At 68.6% G+C, this 18,998-nt stretch carries 17 protein-coding genes; 13 read left to right on the top strand and 4 right to left on the bottom strand.

The window, feature by feature from the left end; all coding sequences use genetic code 11:
- Nucleotides 1-94: 94 nt before the first annotated feature.
- The 12 genes from D8M34_RS08845 to D8M34_RS08790 all read left to right on the top strand — a co-directional run bounded on the left by D8M34_RS08845 (nucleotide 95) and on the right by D8M34_RS08790 (nucleotide 12,031).
- Nucleotides 95-1,417 carry a hypothetical protein gene (locus D8M34_RS08845; RefSeq protein ID WP_062765900.1) on the top strand — a complete coding sequence of 441 codons (1,323 nt, stop codon included), beginning with the start codon at nucleotides 95-97 and terminating at the stop codon, nucleotides 1,415-1,417.
- On the top strand, nucleotides 1,414-1,905 hold the full coding sequence (locus D8M34_RS08840) for a hypothetical protein (protein ID WP_029989164.1): 492 nt from the start codon (nucleotides 1,414-1,416) through the stop codon (nucleotides 1,903-1,905). Before D8M34_RS08845 ends, D8M34_RS08840 begins: the two co-directional genes overlap by 4 nt.
- 129 nt (nucleotides 1,906-2,034) lie before the next feature.
- Nucleotides 2,035-2,172, top strand: coding sequence for a 50S ribosomal protein L34 (gene rpmH / locus D8M34_RS08835; RefSeq protein ID WP_022879826.1), 138 nt, complete (start codon nucleotides 2,035-2,037; stop codon nucleotides 2,170-2,172).
- A 6-nt stretch (nucleotides 2,173-2,178) separates the two neighbouring features.
- Nucleotides 2,179-2,529: a ribonuclease P protein component gene (gene rnpA / locus D8M34_RS08830; protein WP_126893792.1), complete on the top strand. Its 351-nt coding sequence runs from the start codon at nucleotides 2,179-2,181 to the stop codon at nucleotides 2,527-2,529.
- Nucleotides 2,526-2,876: a membrane protein insertion efficiency factor YidD gene (gene yidD / locus D8M34_RS08825; protein ID WP_062765898.1), complete on the top strand. Its 351-nt coding sequence runs from the start codon at nucleotides 2,526-2,528 to the stop codon at nucleotides 2,874-2,876. The genes rnpA and yidD overlap by 4 nt, the downstream gene beginning before the upstream one ends.
- Nucleotides 2,877-2,879: 3 nt before the next feature.
- Nucleotides 2,880-3,950, top strand: a complete 1,071-nt coding sequence (gene yidC / locus D8M34_RS08820) for a membrane protein insertase YidC (RefSeq protein WP_060921330.1) — start codon at nucleotides 2,880-2,882, stop codon at nucleotides 3,948-3,950.
- A complete protein-coding gene (locus D8M34_RS08815) occupies nucleotides 3,947-4,438 on the top strand; it encodes a Jag family protein (RefSeq protein ID WP_062765892.1) in 492 nt (163 codons plus the stop codon). Before yidC ends, D8M34_RS08815 begins: the two co-directional genes overlap by 4 nt.
- A 24-nt stretch (nucleotides 4,439-4,462) precedes the next feature.
- Nucleotides 4,463-5,110, top strand: a complete 648-nt coding sequence (gene rsmG / locus D8M34_RS08810; protein WP_062765888.1) for a 16S rRNA (guanine(527)-N(7))-methyltransferase RsmG — start codon at nucleotides 4,463-4,465, stop codon at nucleotides 5,108-5,110.
- A gap of 3,168 nt (nucleotides 5,111-8,278) precedes the next feature.
- A complete protein-coding gene (locus D8M34_RS08805) occupies nucleotides 8,279-9,202 on the top strand; it encodes a ParA family protein (protein WP_062765885.1) in 924 nt (307 codons plus the stop codon).
- Nucleotides 9,202-10,176 carry a ParB/RepB/Spo0J family partition protein gene (locus D8M34_RS08800; RefSeq protein ID WP_062765882.1) on the top strand — a complete coding sequence of 325 codons (975 nt, stop codon included), beginning with the start codon at nucleotides 9,202-9,204 and terminating at the stop codon, nucleotides 10,174-10,176. The genes D8M34_RS08805 and D8M34_RS08800 overlap by 1 nt, the downstream gene beginning before the upstream one ends.
- Nucleotides 10,177-10,237: 61 nt before the next feature.
- Nucleotides 10,238-11,686: a sugar porter family MFS transporter gene (locus tag D8M34_RS08795; protein ID WP_197426474.1), complete on the top strand. Its 1,449-nt coding sequence runs from the start codon at nucleotides 10,238-10,240 to the stop codon at nucleotides 11,684-11,686.
- A gap of 9 nt (nucleotides 11,687-11,695) precedes the next feature.
- Complete coding sequence (locus tag D8M34_RS08790) at nucleotides 11,696-12,031, top strand: hypothetical protein (protein WP_062765879.1); 336 nt, start codon at nucleotides 11,696-11,698, stop codon at nucleotides 12,029-12,031.
- A gap of 110 nt (nucleotides 12,032-12,141) precedes the next feature.
- On the opposite strand, the gene trxA is transcribed toward D8M34_RS08790, so the two are convergent.
- The 4 genes from trxA to D8M34_RS08770 all read right to left on the bottom strand — a co-directional run bounded on the left by trxA (nucleotide 12,142) and on the right by D8M34_RS08770 (nucleotide 17,392).
- Nucleotides 12,142-12,465 carry a thioredoxin gene (gene trxA, locus D8M34_RS08785; protein ID WP_025102859.1) on the bottom strand — a complete coding sequence of 108 codons (324 nt, stop codon included), beginning with the start codon at nucleotides 12,463-12,465 and terminating at the stop codon, nucleotides 12,142-12,144.
- A 68-nt stretch (nucleotides 12,466-12,533) separates the two neighbouring features.
- Entirely contained in the window at nucleotides 12,534-13,508 is a 975-nt protein-coding gene (trxB, locus tag D8M34_RS08780; RefSeq protein WP_025102858.1) for a thioredoxin-disulfide reductase, read from the bottom strand.
- 79 nt (nucleotides 13,509-13,587) lie between these two features.
- Nucleotides 13,588-15,204 (bottom strand): murein biosynthesis integral membrane protein MurJ, encoded by a 1,617-nt coding sequence (gene murJ / locus D8M34_RS08775; protein ID WP_062765876.1) that lies wholly within the window; start codon nucleotides 15,202-15,204, stop codon nucleotides 13,588-13,590.
- The gene (locus D8M34_RS08770) at nucleotides 15,197-17,392 is read right to left on the bottom strand and encodes a DUF6049 family protein (RefSeq protein ID WP_126893791.1); all 2,196 of its coding nucleotides are present in this window, start codon (nucleotides 17,390-17,392) and stop codon (nucleotides 15,197-15,199) included. Before D8M34_RS08770 ends, murJ begins: the two co-directional genes overlap by 8 nt.
- Before the next feature lie 96 nt (nucleotides 17,393-17,488).
- Here D8M34_RS08770 and D8M34_RS08765 point away from each other — a divergent pair, with 96 nt between their 5' ends.
- Nucleotides 17,489-18,997 (top strand): DUF7059 domain-containing protein, encoded by a 1,509-nt coding sequence (locus D8M34_RS08765; protein WP_174235378.1) that lies wholly within the window; start codon nucleotides 17,489-17,491, stop codon nucleotides 18,995-18,997.
- Nucleotide 18,998 lies beyond the last annotated feature (1 nt).

The following is an 18,998-nucleotide window of genomic DNA, read 5'->3' as shown; positions in this document are numbered from 1 at the left end:
CGAATAGCATACCCGGGGGGATACGGACGTCCTCCGGTTCGCATGGTCGACCGGATCGATGCCGCCCTCATTCGACGAGACGGGGGGATGAGAAGTGGCCGGATACGCCGAGCTGGACGAGATCATCGGAAAGATGAAACGAGCCGCCATCGACTGTTGGATGGCGGACCAGGGCTTCGACCCCGTGTGGGGGAACGAGGGCACCTACGCGAAGTGGGGCTGGGCCCCGTATCAGTACTTCCGGCCCGAAGCCGACGGCTCCGGCGGCGGTGAGAGCGTGGGGTACGGGGACGGTGTGTCCTGCGTCGCCCAGTTCGACGCCATCCGTTCCACGATCGACGGCCTCGTCGAGCGGTGGCGGAATCTCCCGGACGGTTCCGCGTGTGCCACCCCGCAGAGTGCCGCCAACGCGGCGGCAGCTCAGCTCGGCGCCTCGGGGACGGATCCGAACGCCATGGGCGGGAGCGATATCGCCACATCCAACGGGACCGTCGCCGAGGTGGTCCTGAACCGGATGGACGGGAGCTTCCGGGATCCCTTCGTCGACAAGTACTACACCCAGTTCTCGGCGGTGCACCCGGGCATCGGGCAGGCCGCGAAGATCCTCCAGGCGAACTACGCCGCGTGCGGGGCGATGTGGCCGGCGGTGGGTGACGACGTCGCGACGATCTGCGACAGCGCCCGGGTGGCCTGGGAGACCCAGGCGAAGAACTCGTCGGCGGCGACCGCGACGTTCCAGTTGACGGTGCTCGCCGCGGTCGCCGGTGCAGTGGGATCGATCGTCACGGCGGGCGCGGGAACCGTCGCTGCCGTCGCCGGTCTGGGCGGTGTGGCCTTCGCGGCGAACACGGCCCTCGCCGGCATCACCGCCAATGCCGCGATCTCGGGGAGCTCCTACGACACGATCCTGAAGTCCCTGACCGACGCGCTGAAGAAGCTGGACGAGACGATCACCGCCCAGGAGAAGGCGCTGGCCACGATGCTGACCTCCGCCGAGTCGACGATCCGCGGTGATCTCGCGAGCTACAACCTCGACGCGTCCACGCTGGGCGAGTATCCGGTCCGCGACGGGGCGATGCGGATCGACAAGACGGACGCGAACATCGTGTCACGCAACATGGGTCGGATCGAGGAGACGCTGTCCGGTGCCCGATCGGCGCTCGGCAGCGCACCGGCCAGTGCGCCCACGCCGCGAAGCGCGGGGATCGGCTGGTCCTCGAACGGAACGCACGCAGAGGCGACCGCCCTGCATGCCCTCGTCGTGCGCTGCCTTGACCTGACGATCGCCGAGTACTCCCGCGGCCACGACCTGTTCGACGCGACGGTGGCGGATTACTTCCAGACCGATGCGAACGCGGAGCAGACGGTGCGGACGCTGCTGGCCGATGAGCGCCTGAGCGCGGATCTCGGGGTGTGACGGCCATGGAGAGTCGGCATCTCGGACCCATCCTTCTCGACGGCGGCGCCGGCGGCGGCGCCATGGAGGAGACGATCGACTTCGCGGGAGAGCAGATCCGTGCGCGACTGGAGATCGACTATCCCGACCGGCTGACGCAAGCGGCCGTCGACGACATCGATGTGATGCTCGATCACCCCCAGGTGGCCGATGGCCTCGCCCGGGACACCATCGCGTCCGCGCTGCGCCGGGAGGACTCCGCCGCGGCGCAGCTCTTCCAGGCGTGGGAGGGTGCGCGATGGGGGAGGGACAGCTCGGAGGAGGAGTTCCTGCGGGCGCTTCGGCCTGTCGCGATGACCATCACCCCGGATGGTGGAAGGGTGAACCCGGACCGTGTGGTCCTCGCTTACGGGGTCGGTGACGGCTCGGCGACCGGCCTGGTGACGGTGCGCCTTCGGCAGTGGGCGCCGCCGGAGGTGGATCGCACCCTCGCGCGCGGGGCCGCCTAGGCCGTGACAGGCAGATTTGCCCTGTGCGCCGCCAAGACGTACCCTTAATCGGTTGACTTATGCCTGTACGGCAGTTCCCTATGTCTCCGGTCGAAGTGAATCCGGTGGCAGCATTCCCGGAGTGATCTCATGAGCAAGCGCACCTTCCAGCCCAACAACCGTCGTCGCGCCAAGAAGCACGGCTTCCGTGCCCGCATGCGCACCCGCGCCGGCCGTGCCATCCTCTCGGCACGCCGCGCGAAGGGCCGTACCGAGCTCTCCGCGTAAGCAGCTGTGCTCGCCCGCCCGTTCCGTTTGACCCGCGGGAGCGACTACCGACTGGTCGTTCGACGCGGATCGCGTTGTGGCGGGGCCCGCGTCCTCACCTCCATGCTGGCGACCGGTGAGAGCAGCGCAGCGCGTTTCGGTTTCATCATCAGCAAGCAGGTGGGCACCGCTGTGGTGCGCAACACCGTGCGCCGGCGACTCAAAGCCGTCTGTGCGGAGGCGCTCCCACGTGTTCCTCAGGGCACGGATGTCGTCATCCGTGCCCTTCCTGCGTCGGCGACGGCGTCGTATGCGGAACTCCGCAGTGACGTGCACCGCTGTCTCGCGCGGCTCGCGCCCGTCGAGGCCACATCATGACCGCCTTGCCGGCGTCGTCGGTGGGCACGGGAGAGATGCGCGGACGCGACGTGCTCCGGAGCATTCCGCTCCTTCCGCGCAACGCCGTGCTGACCCTTCTCGCGGGGTACCGCAAGGTGGTCTCGCCGATGTACGGGGACGTGTGTGCGTACTACCCCTCCTGTTCCGCCTACGCTGTAGGTGCGGTGCAGCAGCACGGCGCCGTGCGGGGGGCTCTGCTCTCGGCGTGGCGCATCCTCCGCTGCAACCCCTGGTCTCGCGGAGGCGTCGACGACGTCACACCGCATCGACACTTCCGCTACGACCTGACCGCACACGGTTTCGTCGTCCCCTCCCGAAAGGACTGATCGGTGGGTCTTGACCTTCTGTTCGCCAGTGCCACCCCCAGCCCGGAACCGGCATCCGGCGGATTCGATCTGCTCGGCACGATCCTGTGGCCGCTGAAGTGGGTCGTCGAGCTCATCCTCGTCGCCTGGCACTGGCTGCTGACGGCCGTCGGTCTCCCTGCGGCGTCCGGCATCACCTGGGTCCTCTCGATCGTCGGCCTCGTGATCGTGGTCCGTGCAGCGCTCATCCCGCTGTTCGTGAAGCAGATCAAGAGCCAGCGGAAGATGATGGAAATCGCTCCTGAACTGCGCAAAGTCCAGGAGAAGTACCGCGGCAAGAAGGACCAGCTCTCTCGCGAGGCGATGAGTCGCGAGACGATGGCGCTGTACAAGAAGCACGGCACGACGCCGATGTCGAGCTGTCTGCCCCTGCTCGTGCAGATGCCGATCTTCTTCTCGCTCTACAGCGTGCTGAGCGACGTCAGCAAGCACGCGACGCAGGGCGTCGGCGGTGTCGGGCTGCTGAGCGCGGAACTCACGCAGGAGTTCTACGACGCCAAGCTCTTCGGGGTCGCGTCCCTGCACGAGAACCTCGGCAACGCGATCGAGGCCCAGAACGTCACGGCGATCATCATCCTGATCACCCTGGTCGTCCTGATGATCGCGTCGCAGTTCTTCACGCAGCTGCAGATCATCTCGAAGAACCTCTCGCCGGAGGCCAAGACCGGCCAGGCGTACCAGATGCAGAAGATCATGCTCTACGTTCTGCCGCTGGGCTTCATCTTCTCCGGTGTCTTCTTCCCGCTCGGCGTGGTCGTGTACTGGTTCATCTCGAACCTCTGGACCATGGGGCAGCAGTTCCTCGTCATCCGTGAGATGCCGACTCCCGGTTCCGAAGCCGCCAAGGCCCGCGAAGAGCGGCTCGCCCGCAAGGGCAAGGCGATCGACTCCTCCGGCAAGGTCGTCCCGATGGCTGCATACGAGGCCGAGCAGCAGCGTCTGCTCGAGGAGGCTGAGAAGGCGAAGGCGGCGGCGCCGAAGCGGCAGCAGCCGGTCGGTAAGAAGCGTGCGAAGAAGAAGGGGAACGCGTCATGAGCGAGGTCGTGACCGGGAGCACAGTGCCCACTGTGGCGCAGCTCGAGAACGAGGGGGACGTCGCGGCGGACTACCTCGAGGAGCTGCTCGACATCGCAGACATCGACGGTGATCTGAACCTCGACGTCCGTCAGGGTCGTGCCTACGTCTCGGTCGAGGCCGAGGGTGACGGGCTCGCGTTGCTCTCCGCTCCCGATACGGTGCAGGCGTTGCAGGAGCTCACGCGTCTCGCCGTCCAGAACAAGACCGGCTCGTTCTCGCGCCTCATCCTCGACATCGGCGGATCCCGCGACGCGCGGCGCCGTCAGCTCGTGACTCTGGTCGAGGCGGCGGCCGCGAAGCTCGATGAGGGCTCGTCGCAGGCCTCGCTCCCGGCGATGTCGAGCTATGAGCGCAAGCTGGTCCACGACATCGCCGCCGAGCGCGGTCTCGTCTCCGAGTCGTACGGCGAGGGCGCGGACCGCCACACGGTCCTGCGTCGGCACTGACGCGCGGAAGGCGAGCGCTGGCACGTGTCCGAGACGCAGGACTTCGGCGAGAAGACCGTCGAGCAGGAGCCGGCCGTCGCTGCCCGGATCTTCGGGGAGCGCCTGCAACTCGCTCGACGGTTCACGGACTCCCTTGCGCGTGAGGGGGAGGAGCGGGGCCTGATCGGGCCGCTGGAACTGCCGCGCTTGTGGACGCGCCACATCCTGAACAGCGCGATCGCCGCGCCCCTCTTCCACGGCTCCGTCGCGGATATCGGGTCCGGGGCCGGACTGCCCGGTCTGGTGCTCGCGATCGCGCGGCCCGACGTGTCGTGGACCCTCGTGGAGCCGATGGAGCGTCGGATCAATTGGTTGACTGAGCAAGTGAACGACCTGGAGCTCACGAATGTCACCATTCTCCGCGCGCGTGCCGAGGACGTGCGTGCGAAGGGCGCCTTCGATGTCGTCACGGCTCGTGCGGTGAGCGCATTGCGGACCCTGATCCCTCTGACCGCTCCGCTGGTCCGCGATGGTGGGGAACTGGCCCTGTTGAAGGGGATGAACGCCGCGAACGAGATCGAAGCGGCACGGAAGCAGATCGCGAAGTTCAAGCTCGCGGATGTTCGGGTCGAAGTGCTGGGCGAGGGGTTGCTCCCGGAGACCACTCGAGTCGTCCGCGCCTCCGTGCGCTGAAGACGTCGCCGTCTCCCGGGACACGGGGCTGACCCGGGGTCCTACCGTGCCCCCATGTTTCCGGCGCCGTCGATACGTCGCCGGGAGATCACTCTCCATGGGGCGATGTCGTGCGATCACGTCCGTAGGCCGCTCCGCTGCGGTTGCGGCTGTGTTCGTCCAGATCGAAGTCGGAGCAGTCGTCGTTCACCGCGCCCCGCGAAGGTTCGTCCTGTCGTCGCATCGATTGAGCCGCTGCGCGGATCGATGCGCCAGGGCTGGGAAGCGCTGAGTCGGTGCGCCGCGCAATGGGCGTGAATCCGACTGGCTGCGGCGAACTTGACGGGTCCGGACGTCTGCATGGCGCGTGTGAACGCTGCAGTTCGGGTGGTCTACGGCAGATCTCTCCTTGCGGCGGACTCGAGTTGTTTCACGTGAAACAGCCTCATGTCTGCACCCTTGGCCGGGGCGGATAGGAAAGCGATGCAGGGGAGTAGGCAACCGTCACACTGCCGAGCGCCGATGCGTCGACAGGTGTCGCTCTCCGGCCTCGGCCGGTACCGCGAACGTGGTTGGGCCGCGGCGCGATGTGAGGTGGAGATTTTGCCAAGGGGGGATGAGGCCCGTCCGGTTGAGGGGTTGGCGGTGTCCGTCGACCGTTGGGGGTGGGGGCGTCCGTGCCGTGACTATCTCGCCACACCTTGTCTTCCGGGAGCTGCCAAGGCAGGACTACCGAGTCCGCACGAGCAGGGCCCGGGCGCCCAAATAGGTACCCACGCCACGTATCGTGCAGAACCACTCGTCACGAACGCCTGGCACGATGTGTCGTGGGGCCCGCAATCCGAAAAGCGGCGCCCAGATACGAGATCGGGTGGCAATGCAAGTGCGGCCCCGCTCAGCGCGTCCTCGCGACGGCGGGCGGAGGACTGGCTGGCTCAGCCGGCCCGGACGCATTGGCGAGAGGTGTGTGCGTTGCTTTGACGGCCCCGTGGCGGCCCTGGTCCGTTTCACATGAAACAAGGACGACGAGATATCCCGACTGCGGCTCTCCAAGGGTCCGGGTGGCACGATAGACGTACGCAAGTGCGGCGCCGGCAGGCGCAGCTTCTGGCGTCGGACCCGTCGGTGCGCTGAGGCCAGAGTCACGGGCCGACGTTTCATGTGAAACGGCAGGATGAATGCAGCTGGGGGCCAAGCGCTGGTATCGAGGGGAGATGTCGCCTCGCTGCCAGAGCCAGTACGTACGGCTGCGCGGCGACGTAGGTTGAGGAGCGTAGAGCGCAGGGACAAGGGTCGGGAGCGGTGCGGCCGTTTCACGTGAAACGCTGGCGACAACTGCGGGGGTGCAGGGTTCTCAGTAAGCAGAGCGATCGCCTTGCGATCCAAGAGCCGTGCCTGACCCCCCGCGCGGCGGGAGTTGGCAAGGAGTGCAGCGCGCATTGCCGAGCGTCGGGGAGGTAGGGCTGTTTCACGTGAAACCATGACTGACAGCGGTTGACGGCCGAGGGCTGTGGGTGTGCGGGACGGCCGGGACAGTACCCAAACGGACTGCCTCATGCTGCGAGGCGGCATGGGCCACGGGTGGCAGCACGTAGAGGCTAGTGTCGGGCGTCATTCGGCGGTTTCACGTGAAACGCTGCCAGCAGCAGGTGGGGACGGACGGTGGGCCGGGAGGTGACCAGGCGTTTCGCTATCCAAGCCAGCATCTAATGCTGCGCGGCGTCCCCGGCTAAGGATCGCAGCGCGCAGAGCCGAGGTCCGGGCGCCGTGCCGCTGGTTCACGGGAACACCCTCTCGGGTGCGGCGGGGGTCGGGGCGGTTGTGTCATCTGACGAAGCCCGGCACGCTGAGAGTCAGTTCGTCGTGAGGCGTTAGTCGTGGGGGGTCGGTCGTGGGTTGCCTCACGCTCACGGTGGTGCCCGCGGTGTTTGACACGGCTGGTGAGCGGTCGTTGGTGAGCGCGGGTGCTCCACTGGTGAGGGGTTCGGCGGGGGCTGTCTGATTCTCTGATTGTAGGCGGCAGTGAGCACCCCGGCGGGCGCGGGGGAATGAGTTGTGCTTTCTGGGCCGGCGACTGCGTGGGTTTCATGTGCGTGACCGAGCGCCGACGGATGGCCGTGATATCGACGGGGTCCGCACGGGAGCTCGCGTGTCGGCTTGGGGAAATCGCGGGGGCATACCGTGGCGAGCACTGGTGCTGAGCTACTCGATTGCGGCACGGCATGGAGGGCGCACTCCAGCGGGCGTCAGTGCTCGCGGTCTTCGACAGATCGCGTGACGCCGGCCTCCTGGATCACCTGCGGTACTCAGCGACACGGAGTGAGCGCACGCCCCCAGGGGGCACGCCCGGGCGTTTCACGTGAAACGGCACCGAGAGTATGGACTCATCGCCTGTTCCCACGCGTAAGGAGCAGTGCGTTCTCACCGGACGCGTGGATTGCGTGCCGGGGAGGGGCATGCGCCACTTGTGGCCCGCGCGGTAGCGACGGGTGGAGGCGGGCGCGAACGGAGCACCAAGACGCACGCAGACTGCGCCGAGTTCCTGGGGTAGACCAAGGCACGATGTGGAGGTTCACACGACGTTGGCGTGGTTCGGGCGAGCTGGGGGGTGCAGGGGGCTGCTCAGACAGGACAAGGAAGCCAGCACCGTGAGCGTTCCCGCGTGGTGGCCTGGCTCCGTGGTGGCTGTCTCGGTCTCCGATTGGGACCCGTAGAGGTGGGGCCTGCGTGTGCCGGAGTGCCCATGTCCAGGCCCGGGCCCCGGTGTCGGGGCCCTTACGGATTCTGGGCTGCGGGACTGCGCGGAAACACAGACGGGGGGGGAGGAGCATCTGCGGTGGCCGGGGAGAGCGTGCCAGGGCCTCGTATGCGACCGAATCGGTGAACGAGGCGCTGATTCGCGGACCTGGTGGAAGTCTGCTCCCGATCCGACGTGATCCGGAGGACGCGGATGATGGCGAAGCCAGTTCCGCCCGTCACGCCGGACCACAGGCCAAAGAGGTGTGGCACCTAGGCCGTTCTCCAGGACGGGAGGGCAGCCAGGCGTTTCACGTGAAACGTCCGTGTCCAGCGCCATGCGGTCCATTCGGCGGACACGGCGCGCGAGGCACGCACCCTGCTGCCTGGTCGCGCCTGTGCTGCGAGGTCGGTCCCTGCGATTAGAGTGGAACGCGGCCCCGAAAGGAGTGGATGTTTCACGTGAAACAGTCCGAGAAGGCATCGTCGAACGAGTCGTTCGGGATGGATACACCCCTCGCGCGAGAAATCGCGGATCTCTCCGCCCGGCGCCGCGCGCTGGAAGGGGTCTCCGTCGAGTTCAGTGGCGACACTCGCATCCTGACGGTGTCGAATCAGAAGGGCGGTGTGGGTAAGACCACCAGCGCCGTGAACATCGCATCCGCGCTTGCGGGACTGGGCGCGAAGGTGCTCGTCATCGACCTCGATCCGCAGGGGAACGCCTCCACTGCCCTTGGGGTGCCGCACAACGCCGACACCCCGAGTGTCTACGATGTCCTCATCGACGAGTTCCCCCTTGCGGAGATCGTTCAGCCCAGCCCCGAGAGCCCGAATCTCTTCTGCGCGCCGAGCACGATCCATCTTGCGGGTGCTGAGATCGAACTCGTCGCGCAGGTGGCGCGAGAGCACCGCCTCCGCCGGGCTCTGGAGGACTACCTCGCGGACCATCCGGTGGACTTCGTCATCATCGACTGCCCTCCCTCCCTCGGGCTGCTCACGATCAACGCTTTCACTGCCGCGAACGAGGTCTTCATCCCGATCCAGTGCGAGTACTACGCCCTGGAGGGTCTGAGCCAGCTGCTCGGCAGCATCCAGATGATCCAGAAGCACCTCAACCCGGGGCTGCATCTGTCGACCATCCTCCTCACGATGTTCGACGGACGGACGCGGCTGGCCCAGCAGGTGGCGGAGGAAGTGCGGTCCCACTTCCCCTCGCAGGTGCTGGACACCGTGATTCCGCGCTCCGTCCGTGTGTCGGAAGCCCCCAGTTTCGGCCAGACGGTCATCGCCTACGACGGTCAGTCCGCCGGGGCGATCGCGTACCGCGAGGCCGCCGTCGAAATCGCGTCGCGACAGACGCAGAGCAAGGAGAAATAATGGCGAAGCGCACTGGACTCGGCCGCGGCATCGGCGCCCTCATCCCGACGGCGGACCAGACCGAGCGTCCCGTCGACGTGTTCTTCCCCGGTGCGAAGATCGCTCCGACCCCCGAGGCTCCCTCCGCGAGCGCCAACGCCGCGCCCGAGACCGAACTCGAGGCGGTGCCGGGGATCCACCTGATCCAGGTCGACCCGCAGGCGATCGTGCCGAACCCGCGGCAGCCCCGCACGCACTTCAACCCCGAGGACCTCGCGGAACTCGTGCACAGCGTCCGTGAGTTCGGCGTACTGCAGCCGGTGGTCGTCCGGAAGAACAGCGACGGCGAGTACGAGCTCATCATGGGGGAGCGGCGCACGCGGGCCGCCCGCGAGGCCGGACTCGAGGCGATCCCCGCCATCGTCCGCGACACGGCCGACGAGGACCTCCTGCGTGACGCGCTGCTGGAGAACCTCCACCGCTCGGAGCTGAATCCCCTGGAAGAGGCGTCGGCCTACCAGCAGCTCCTCGACGACTTCGGCATCACTCAGGAGGAGCTGGCCACGCGCATCGGGCGCTCCCGTCCGCAGATCAGCAACACCATCCGCCTGCTCAAGCTGCCGGTGCCGGTGCAGCAGCGAGTGGCCGCCGGTGTGCTGACCGCCGGACACGCCCGCGCGATCCTCAGCGTGGACTCTCCGGAAGCGATGCAGCGTCTGGCGGACAAGGTCGTCAACGAAGACCTGTCCGTTCGCGCGACGGAGGAAGCCGCCAAGTCGCAGCCGTCCGCAGGGAAGACTCCCAAGCCCACCCCGGGTGCGCGGCGGGCCTACCTGGACGAGGTCGCCGGCAAGCTCGGAGACCGGCTCAACACGCGCGTCCGGATCTCCCTGGGTGCACGAAAAGGCCAGGTCACGATCGATTTCGCATCGATCCAGGATCTGAACCGCATTCTCGAGGAGCTGGGCGAAGAAGGGTACGGCTCCGCGCGGTGACCGCGCCCCCGGTCGGGGGTGACATAGACTCGCGTCATCTCGACGATGCGAGGGGGATGTCATGTCCAGATCAGCTGATCCAGCGAGTATCAAGCGTCGCGTGATCGCCGTCAGTATCGCGGCGGCTCTGGGCGGATTCCTCTTCGGATTCGACACCGCGGTGATCAACGGCGCCGTCGACGCTCTGGCCGGAGACGTCTCCGGTTTCGATCTGGGCACGGGCCTCAAGGGCTTCGCCGTGTCGTCCGCCTTGATCGGCTGCGCCGTGGGCGCCTGGTTCGCCGGGCCCGTCTCGAACAAGTTCGGACGCATCCCCGTGATGGTGGTCGCCGCGGCCATGTTCTTCGTCTCGGCGATCGGCTCCGGCCTCGCCTTCAGCGTCGTCGACCTCATCGTCTGGCGCGTGATCGGCGGCCTCGGCGTCGGTGCGGCGTCGGTGATCGCACCCGCGTACATCGCGGAGGTCTCGCCGGCAGCGATCCGCGGTCGGCTCGGATCGCTGCAGCAGCTCGCCATCGTCCTCGGCATCTTCGCCGCCCTCCTATCCGACGCCCTGCTGGCGGGCATCGCGGGGGAGGCCGACCAGCCGCTGTGGGGCCTGACCGCGTGGCGGTGGATGTTCATGGTCGCGGCCATCCCCGCGCTCGTCTACGGACTCGTGTCGTTGCGGCTGCCGGAGTCGCCGCGCTACCTGGTCCGCAAGGGCGAGGTGAAGCGCGCCGCGGAAGTGCTCCAGACCGTCACGGGGACGATCGACACCGAAGCGAAGATCAAGGAGATCACGGGCACGATCGACACGGAGCGCTCCGAGTCGCTACGGGATCTGCGGGGGAGCCGGCTGGGGCTCAAGCCGATCGTCTGGGTCGGCATCCTGCTGTCGGTGTTCCAGCAGTTCGTCGGCATCAACGTCATCTTCTACTACTCCACCACGCTGTGGCAGTCGGTGGGCTTCGACGAATCCAGTGCCCTCCTCACGTCCGTCATCACCTCCGTCACGAACATCGTCGTCACGATCGTCGCGATCCTTCTCGTCGACCGGGTCGGTCGTCGGATCATGCTCCTCGTCGGCTCGGTCGGCATGACGGTGACCCTCGGACTCATGGCGCTCGCCTTCTCGTTCGGCACGCTCGACGCCTCCGGAACCGCGACCCTGCCCGATCCCTGGGCCACCGTCGCCCTCATCTGCGCCAACGGCTTCGTCGTGTTCTTCGGTGCGAGCTGGGGCCCGCTCGTGTGGGTGCTCCTGGGCGAGATCTTCCCGAATTCGATCCGTGCCGGCGCTCTCGCCGTCGCCGCGGCGGCGCAGTGGGTGGCCAACTTCTTCATCTCGACGACGTTCCCGGCGTTCGCCGAGATCGGCCTCACCTTCGCGTACGGCTTCTACGCGTTCTTCGCGCTGCTGTCGTTCTTCTTCGTGTTCTTCAAGGTGCCGGAGACCAAGGGCCGCGAGCTCGAGGACATGAGCGAGGATGCGAAGGTGGAGCGCCGACCCCGTCGCGCACGCGCGTAGGCTGGAGGGATGACCGAAGCCGTCCCCCGTCGCGCCAGCCTGGAAGTGCTGCGCGCCGAGGCGTCGGACGAACTCGCCGTCCTCGTCCAGGAGCGCCTTCTGGGCGGTGAGGACCCCTGGGAGTTCATGGAGGAGCTGCCCAGCGTCGACGAACTCGTCGTGTACCTGCTCCGTGCGGACAACATCGCTGCCAACGACGGTGTCCGACCCAACGCCGCGCGACACTACCGGGTGCTGCGCCAGATCGCCCTCGAATACCCGGAGCTCACCCCGGCCGTCTGGGGGCTTCTGGATGAGAAGCAGCGACACCGTCGCTGGGACCCGCGCATCGCTGACGCCTCCTGACGCCGATGCTCCTCGTTCTCTCCTGATCCGTCGCTGACCGGTACGGGCGGCGCGGAGAATGCGAAAAGGGCCGCACCCGGAGGTGCGGCCCTTTTCGTGGTCGTGGGGGATCAGCCGAGGAAAGCGGCGAGATCCTGCTCGAGGGCGAACTTCGGCTTGGCGCCGATGATCGTCGTCTTGACCTCTCCGCCCTGGAAGACCTTCATCGCCGGGATCGACGTGATCTGGTACTTCATGGCCAGCTCTGGGTTCTCGTCCACGTTGAGCTTGAGGATGGTGATCTTGTCGGGGTTGTCGGACTGGATCTCGTCCAGCACCGGCGCGACCATACGACACGGACCGCACCACTCGGCCCAGAAGTCCACCAGCACGGGACCATCGGCCTGCAGCACGTCCTGCTCCCAGGTCGCCTGGCTCGTTGCCTTTGCACTCATCAGAGTTCTCCTTGTTCGAGGTTCGCCTGTTGCAACAACGGGCGGGGGGAAAGTGTTCCCGGCCGTGGTCAGGCCGTGATGACCTCGGCGGCCTCGGCCGCGGGGACCTCGACGGAGGAGTCCTCCAGGTCTGCGAGGAAGTGCTCGGCGTCGAGGGCCGCGATCGTGCCCGTCCCGGCGGCGGTGATGGCCTGGCGGTAGGTGGGGTCGATCACGTCGCCGGCGGCGAAGACTCCGGGAACCGACGTGCGCGAGGAGCGACCGTCGACCCAGATCGTCCCCTCGGGCGTGAGCTCGAGCTTCTCGTGGACGAGGTGGGTGCGCGGGTCGTTGCCGATGGCGATGAACAGGCCGTCGAGGGGCAGGTCGCGCAGCGAGCCGTCCTCGGTGGAACGAAGCTGCACGCCCGAGACGGCGTTGTCGCCGAGGATCTCCACGACCTCGCTGTTCCACACGAACTCGATCTTCTCGTTCGCGAAGGCGCGCTCCTGCATGATCTTCGAGGCCCGCAGGGTGTCCTTGCGGTGGATGACGTACACCTTGTCCGCGAAGCGCGTGAGGAAGGTGGCCTCCTCCATCGCCGAGTCACCGCCGCCGACGACGGCGATCGTCTTCTGACGGAAGAAGAAGCCGTCGCAGGTGGCGCACCAGGAGACGCCGAAGCCGGAGAGACGCTCCTCGCCCTCGATGCCGAGCTTGCGGTAAGCGGAACCCGTCGCGTAGATGATGGTCTTCGCCTCGTGGGTGGCGCCCGAACCGAGGGTGACCTTCTTGACGGGGCCGGCGACGTCGAGCTCGGTGACGTCGTCGTAGAGCACCTCGGTGCCGAACTTCTCAGCCTGCTCCTGGAACTTGGCCATGAGCTCGGGGCCCTGGATGCCCTCCGGGAAGCCGGGGTAGTTCTCCACCTCGGTCGTGTTCATGAGCTCTCCGCCGACCTCGACGGAGCTCGCGATGAGGAGCGGCTCCAGGTTCGCGCGCGCCGCGTAGATGGCAGCCGTGAATCCGGCGGGGCCGGAGCCGATGATGATGACCTGACGCATGTGATCTCCGTTAGAAAGGCGGTGCCGTCGAAAGACGTCCGACTGCTTCAACCCATGGTAACCGCGGGGCATTCCCGCGTCAGCGGCCGGGAAGGAAGCGGCGGACGAGCCCGCCGGCGGCCTTCAGCTCCGGGGCGCGGAAGACCGCGAGGATCGCGACGTAGACGAGCACGACGACGAGTCCGATGACGGCCGTCGCCAGGGTGCCGGGAATGACTCCGGACGTCGCCCATCCCGTCGTCCCGCCGAGGAGGAGGAAGGTGCCCCAGCCGGCGAGACCGGCCGGGATCGCGGCGATCGCGAAGAGCGCCAGGGCACGCATCCACGAGAGGACGCCCAGCCCGCCGATCTTGCGATGCAGCAGCCAGGTCGCCACGATCGTCTGCAGCGTGCTGGCGATGGACTGGCCGAGAGCCACGGCGGCAGCCAGCTGGGTCAGGGCGATGACCTCTGCGGACAGGAGCGCGGCCGCGCCCAGTGCGGTCACGACGATCAACGTGCACTGGAAGATCGTGAACCAGAAGGGGGTGCGCGTGTCGTCGTAGGCGTAGAAGGTGCGCTGGACGATGAACAGGATCGTGAGCGGGATGAGGCTGATCAGATAGCAGAGGAGGACGATGGCCGCGCCCTCGGCATCCGAGGGGCTCTCGGTGAAGACGCGGGAGGCGGGGATGGCCGCGGCGGCGACGGCGGCGACGGCGGCGACGATGAAGAAGAGCAGAGTGCGGATGCTTCGCGAGATGTCCCCCCGGACCTCGTCATCGCGACCTGCGGCGGCGTGCTCGCTGATCTGCGTGAAGTACGGGGTTCCGATCGACAGGACGATGACGGAATAGGGCAGCATGAAGATGAGCCACGCGTTCGTGGTCACGGCGAGGGACGCCCCGGTGCCGGACGCGTTGCTGACGATGTTGCCCTGGAGCACGCCCGCAGCCAGGGAGGCGAATGCCATCAGGAACGTCCATCCGGCGAGCTTCCCCACGTTGCCGAGGCCGACCCCTCGCCACTGGAAGTCCGGACGGAGGGAGAGGCCCGTCCGCCTCCAGAACAGGAGCAGGATGAGCGCCTGCACGGCGATGCCGAGGGTCGCCGTGCCGCCGAGAGTGGCGATCATCTCCGGGGTCCACTCGGCGGAGTTCCGGGAGACCGGTGCGAAGACCCACCCGAGGATGAGGAACCCGATGATGGAGACGATGTTGTTGACGACGGGGGCCCAGGTGAACGGCCCGAAGATACGCCGCGCGTTCAGAGCCTCGCCCAGCAGCGCGTAGAGGCCGTAGAACAGGATCTGCGGCAGGCACCAGTAGGCGAGGGCGGTCGCGAGCGCTTGGGTCGCGGGCGAGAACCCGCCGGCCACGATCTGCACGAGCCAGGGTGCTGCGATCGTGGCCACCGCCGTGACGGCGACCAGGACGACGGTGCCGAGGGTGAAGAGCTTCGAGATGAAGGTGTTTCCCCCGTCGGCGTCAGCCGTGGCCTTGACGATCTGCGGCACGATGACCGCGGTGAGGATCCCGACGGAGATGAGGGAGAAGACGCTGTTCGGCAGGGTGTTGGCCGCGGCGAACGCGTCGGCAGGACCCGACCCGAACGAGCCGATCACCGCCACGAGGATGATGCTGCGCAGCAGCCCGGTCACGCGGGAGACCAGGGTGCCCGCGCCGATGATGGCGCTGGCGCGTCCGAGACTAGTCACGCGACTCCTTCGCGGAAGGGGCATCAGGGCCGTCGAGACGCTCCTGCACCGCGGCCTCCGCCTCCTTCTCCTCGATCAGTTCCTCGACGGCTGCCTCGACCGCTTGCTCCTCGATCGCCTCCCGGCGCTTCCGACGCACCGTGCGGACGACGCCGAGAGCGATGAGCAGCACGGCCAGGCCGCCGAAGATGACGAGCCCGATGGTCTCCCACTCCGCCCGCACCGCCACGCGGACGGTCTGCTCCGACTGGATCGGCACTCCCGTCGGGCTGGTCAGCGCGAGACGCAGATCGAGCTCGCCGCTGCCCACCCGGGCGGAGACGGGCACCTTCGCCCTGGTCGTCGAGTTCGCCTGCACCTCGACGTCGATCACGGGCTTCACCTCGAGGCGCGGATCGCTGGGGGCCGCGAACAGCCGCACGGTCACAGGCCAGGGGAGGTCGTTGCGCACCGCGATCGGCAGGTCGGCGTTGGCCGTGAGCAGCTGGATGGTGCTGGAGTCGGGGATGCTGACCGCGCCGAGCGTCTCGGTGGTGCGGGCTCGATGGGCCGCGACCTTCTCTGCGAAGGCCTCATCGGACGAGCCGACCGCGATCGTGCGCAGGATCCGGATGCGCTCCGGGCTCAGCAGCACGAGGGGGTCGTCGAGGACGGTGGCGAACGCGGTGAGGGCGCCCTCGTCCGTGAGCAGGTTCGCGAGGTCAGGGGCCCTGGTGGCCGCAGCGGCATCCGGGACAGTGACGGAGGCGGCAGGGGCCGCGCGCACCGCGGAGAGCTCGAATCCGACGGAGTCCGCCGCCGAGATCGCGTCGCGGAGCGCGTCGGCCGAGCGGTTCTCGTCGCGATCCAGCCCCACGAGGAGCGGGGCACCGGGGGCACGGGCACCCGCGAGGAACAGCCGCGCCGCGGCCTCGGCCAGGTGCGCCTGACGCGGGGCGGAGGAGGATTCGGCCGCGGCGGCCGACAGCGCGGCGGACGTGGCGGCGTCGATGACGAGCAGGTCCTGGCCGCCCGACGTCGCGTGGGCGGAACTCTGCCCACCGACCGTCGTCGACGACACCACCGTCGTCGTCTTCCGGTCCAGGTAGCCGGAGAAGGCGGCGAGGTCGCCCTGCGCGAGGTCGCTCTCGGGCCAGACGATCCCCGGGATGGCCCCGTCGATCTCCGCCAGCTCCTCATCGGTGGGCAGCGCGGGGCCGTCGGTCGGCGTGGGAGACGGTACCGCCGCGGTCCCGGGCGTGCTCGTCGGCGTGACGGCGCGCTGCTGCGGGAAGGCGGCGGGGTCGAGCAGGGAGGTCAGCGGGAGTGGCGCCAGGGCATCCGGGAGACCGGCCTGGGCCTGCACGGTGAGGTCGGCGTCGCCGAACTGCAGGGCGAAGCGGGTGTTGGGGAGCTCCTCGAGCCTCTCCAGCCAGTCCGTGGCCGTCGAGGGGGCGGCCGTGCCGAGGGCGCGGATGGCGGCGGGGATGGCGGGATCGAGTGCGAGCACGGCCGTCGTCCCCGCCACGCCGTCGAGCTGTGCGGTGAGGTCGCCGTCGGGGGCGGTGAGGTCGGTGAGCTCCTCGGCGCTCAGCAGGGCTCCGCCGGCCGGGGTCGCGGTGATCGGGACGAGCACCCCGATCGGACTGGTCGGCGCGGAGGTGACGACGAGGACGCTCGTCGCGGTCGCATCCCAGGTGGTGGTGCGCTGCCCCGCGGTGTCCTTCGTGCGGGCATCGCTCAGGACGGCCCGCAGCGGGTACACGCCGGGCGCGAGGGGCTCGAGCGTCTCCTGCGGCACGAACACCGTCGTGGTCGCGGATCCTCCGGCCTCGGCCGTCTTCGTGGCCTCGTCGCCGAGTGGGAGGAACGAACCGGCAGCACGCCCCTCGTCCAGCCAGTCCGTGACGGCGGCATCGTCGCCGAGCGGCGTGCTGCCGAGCTCGACCTCGACCCGGCCCGTGGAGAGCTCCGACGCGGTCTCGTTGTCGATCGTGATCACCGCCGAGGTCGACGTGCCCGGCGCGACGGTGCCGCGCAGGCCCGCCGTGACATGCAGCTCCACCCGCTGGTCGTCGTCCGCGGGGGGCTGGTCGGCCGCCATCGCCGGTCCGCCGACCCCCAGGGCGCAGACGCCGGCGGCGACCACGAACGCCGCGAGCCGGCGCACGCGCGCGCGGAGGCCCGTCTCGGGAGTGATCGCGGTCATGAAGGTCTTCCTCGAACGCCGGGAGGAGGCGGATCGTGAGTACTGACCCTGCGATTCTAGGAGGCCGGAGGGAGGAGAACCCTGAAGACGCGTAGAGTGACGGCCGTGTCCGACACCCCCGCCCCCCATCCCGACCCGCTCCGCAGTGCCGCGTTCGCCGCGGATCTCGACGCCGCCGACCTCCGATCCGAGCCCCTGCGTCGCCTCTGGGGAGAGGAGGCGGACGATGCCCTCGCCCGCGGCCTGCGCGAACCCATCCTGCGGGCGATCGCCGGGGACGAGGGCGTGCTCGCGACCCTCGGACGTCTCCTGGTGCTCGGGCTTCCGCAGCCCCGCGCGGCGGTGGAGCGCGCCCTGCCCACCCTCGGCGTGGACGGTCTGGAGGCCCTGGGGCTGGCGACGGTCGACGCCGACTCCGTGATCCCGGTCGCGCTGCTGCGCCCGCAGTCGTTCGTCGACGAGGACGGTGTCGGGGAGTGGTGGATCGCGAGCGATCTGGACGAGGTCGCCCTCGACGGTCCGCTGCCCGCCGATCACGTGCTCGGCGTGGGCGGGGCCTCGCGCACGCTCGCCGAGACGGTCGTGCCGCTCGCGGTGGATCGTGCCCTCGACCTCGGCACGGGCTGCGGCATCCAGGCGCTCCTCGTGGCGCGGCGAGCCGGCCGGGTCGTCGCCACCGATGTCTCCCGCCGAGCACTCGCCTACGCCGCGCTGAACGCGCAGCTCAACGGGGTCACGAACATCGAGTTCCGCCACGGCAGCATGTTCGAGCCGGTCGCCGGGGAGGCGTTCGACCTCATCGTCTCGAACCCTCCGTTCGTGATCACCCCCCGCACCGAGGGGGTGCCCGCCTACGAGTACCGCGACGGCGGTCTCGTCGGCGACGCGCTCGTCGAGCAGTTCGTGCGCACGGCACCGGCGCATCTCACCCCGGGCGGCATTGCCCAGCTTCTCGGCAACTGGGAGTCCCGCACGGGGATCACCGGCCTTGCCCGGCTGGACGCGTGGGTGCCCGCCGACCTCGACCTGTGGGTGGTGGAGCGGGAGGAGCTGTCGCCCCTCGCGTACGCCGAGCTCTGGATCAGGGACGGCGGCATCACGCCGCGCGACGCCGCGTTCACTCCGCTGCTCACCGCGTGGCTCGACGACTTCGCGGCGCGGGGTGTGACCGCGATCGGCTTCGGCTACGTGCTGCTCCGCCGGGGGCAGGGCGAGCCGCTGCGGCGGTCGGAGCGTGTCTCGCAGCCCGTGGCGAACGTGGGGGCGGCGCTCGCTCTCGGCCTGGCGGCCCACGATGCGCTCGCCGAGGGACTGCCGGACACCCTCGTCGTGGCCCCTGACGTGACGGAGGCGCGCCACCTGCTTCCCGGCAACGACGACCCGAGCGTGATCGAGCTGCGTCAGGGCGGCGGATTCGCGCGGACCGTCGCGGTGGATCCCGCGCTCGCCGGGTTCGTCGGCGCCTGCGACGGGGAGCTCCAGGTTCTGCAGATCGCCCCCGCCCTTGCCGACCTCTTCGAGGTGCCCTTCCCGCAGCTGTGGGCGGAGCTCGAGCCGCGCATCCGGGGACTCGTGCTCGACGGCTTCCTCCTCCCGGGGGAATAGT

Origin of the sequence: Microbacterium sp. HSID17254 (assembly GCF_003989315.1) — a bacterium.
In the GTDB taxonomy this organism is placed as follows: domain Bacteria; phylum Actinomycetota; class Actinomycetes; order Actinomycetales; family Microbacteriaceae; genus Microbacterium.
The sequence above is the reverse complement of the archived record's forward strand: the minus strand, read 5'-3'. Positions and strand labels throughout refer to the sequence as shown.

Coding starts and splice junctions, on each gene's coding strand:
- rpmH (WP_022879826.1), top strand. CDS start 2,035: ATGAGCAAGCGCACCTTCCAGCCCAACAACCGTCGTCGCGCCAAGAAG.
- yidD (WP_062765898.1), top strand. CDS start 2,526: ATGACCGCCTTGCCGGCGTCGTCGGTGGGCACGGGAGAGATGCGCGGA.
- D8M34_RS08800 (WP_062765882.1), top strand. CDS start 9,202: ATGGCGAAGCGCACTGGACTCGGCCGCGGCATCGGCGCCCTCATCCCG.
- trxA (WP_025102859.1), bottom strand. CDS start 12,465: ATGAGTGCAAAGGCAACGAGCCAGGCGACCTGGGAGCAGGACGTGCTG.
- D8M34_RS08815 (WP_062765892.1), top strand. CDS start 3,947: ATGAGCGAGGTCGTGACCGGGAGCACAGTGCCCACTGTGGCGCAGCTC.
- trxB (WP_025102858.1), bottom strand. CDS start 13,508: ATGCGTCAGGTCATCATCATCGGCTCCGGCCCCGCCGGATTCACGGCT.
- D8M34_RS08790 (WP_062765879.1), top strand. CDS start 11,696: ATGACCGAAGCCGTCCCCCGTCGCGCCAGCCTGGAAGTGCTGCGCGCC.
- D8M34_RS08795 (WP_197426474.1), top strand. CDS start 10,238: ATGTCCAGATCAGCTGATCCAGCGAGTATCAAGCGTCGCGTGATCGCC.
- D8M34_RS08770 (WP_126893791.1), bottom strand. CDS start 17,392: ATGACCGCGATCACTCCCGAGACGGGCCTCCGCGCGCGCGTGCGCCGG.
- D8M34_RS08805 (WP_062765885.1), top strand. CDS start 8,279: ATGTTTCACGTGAAACAGTCCGAGAAGGCATCGTCGAACGAGTCGTTC.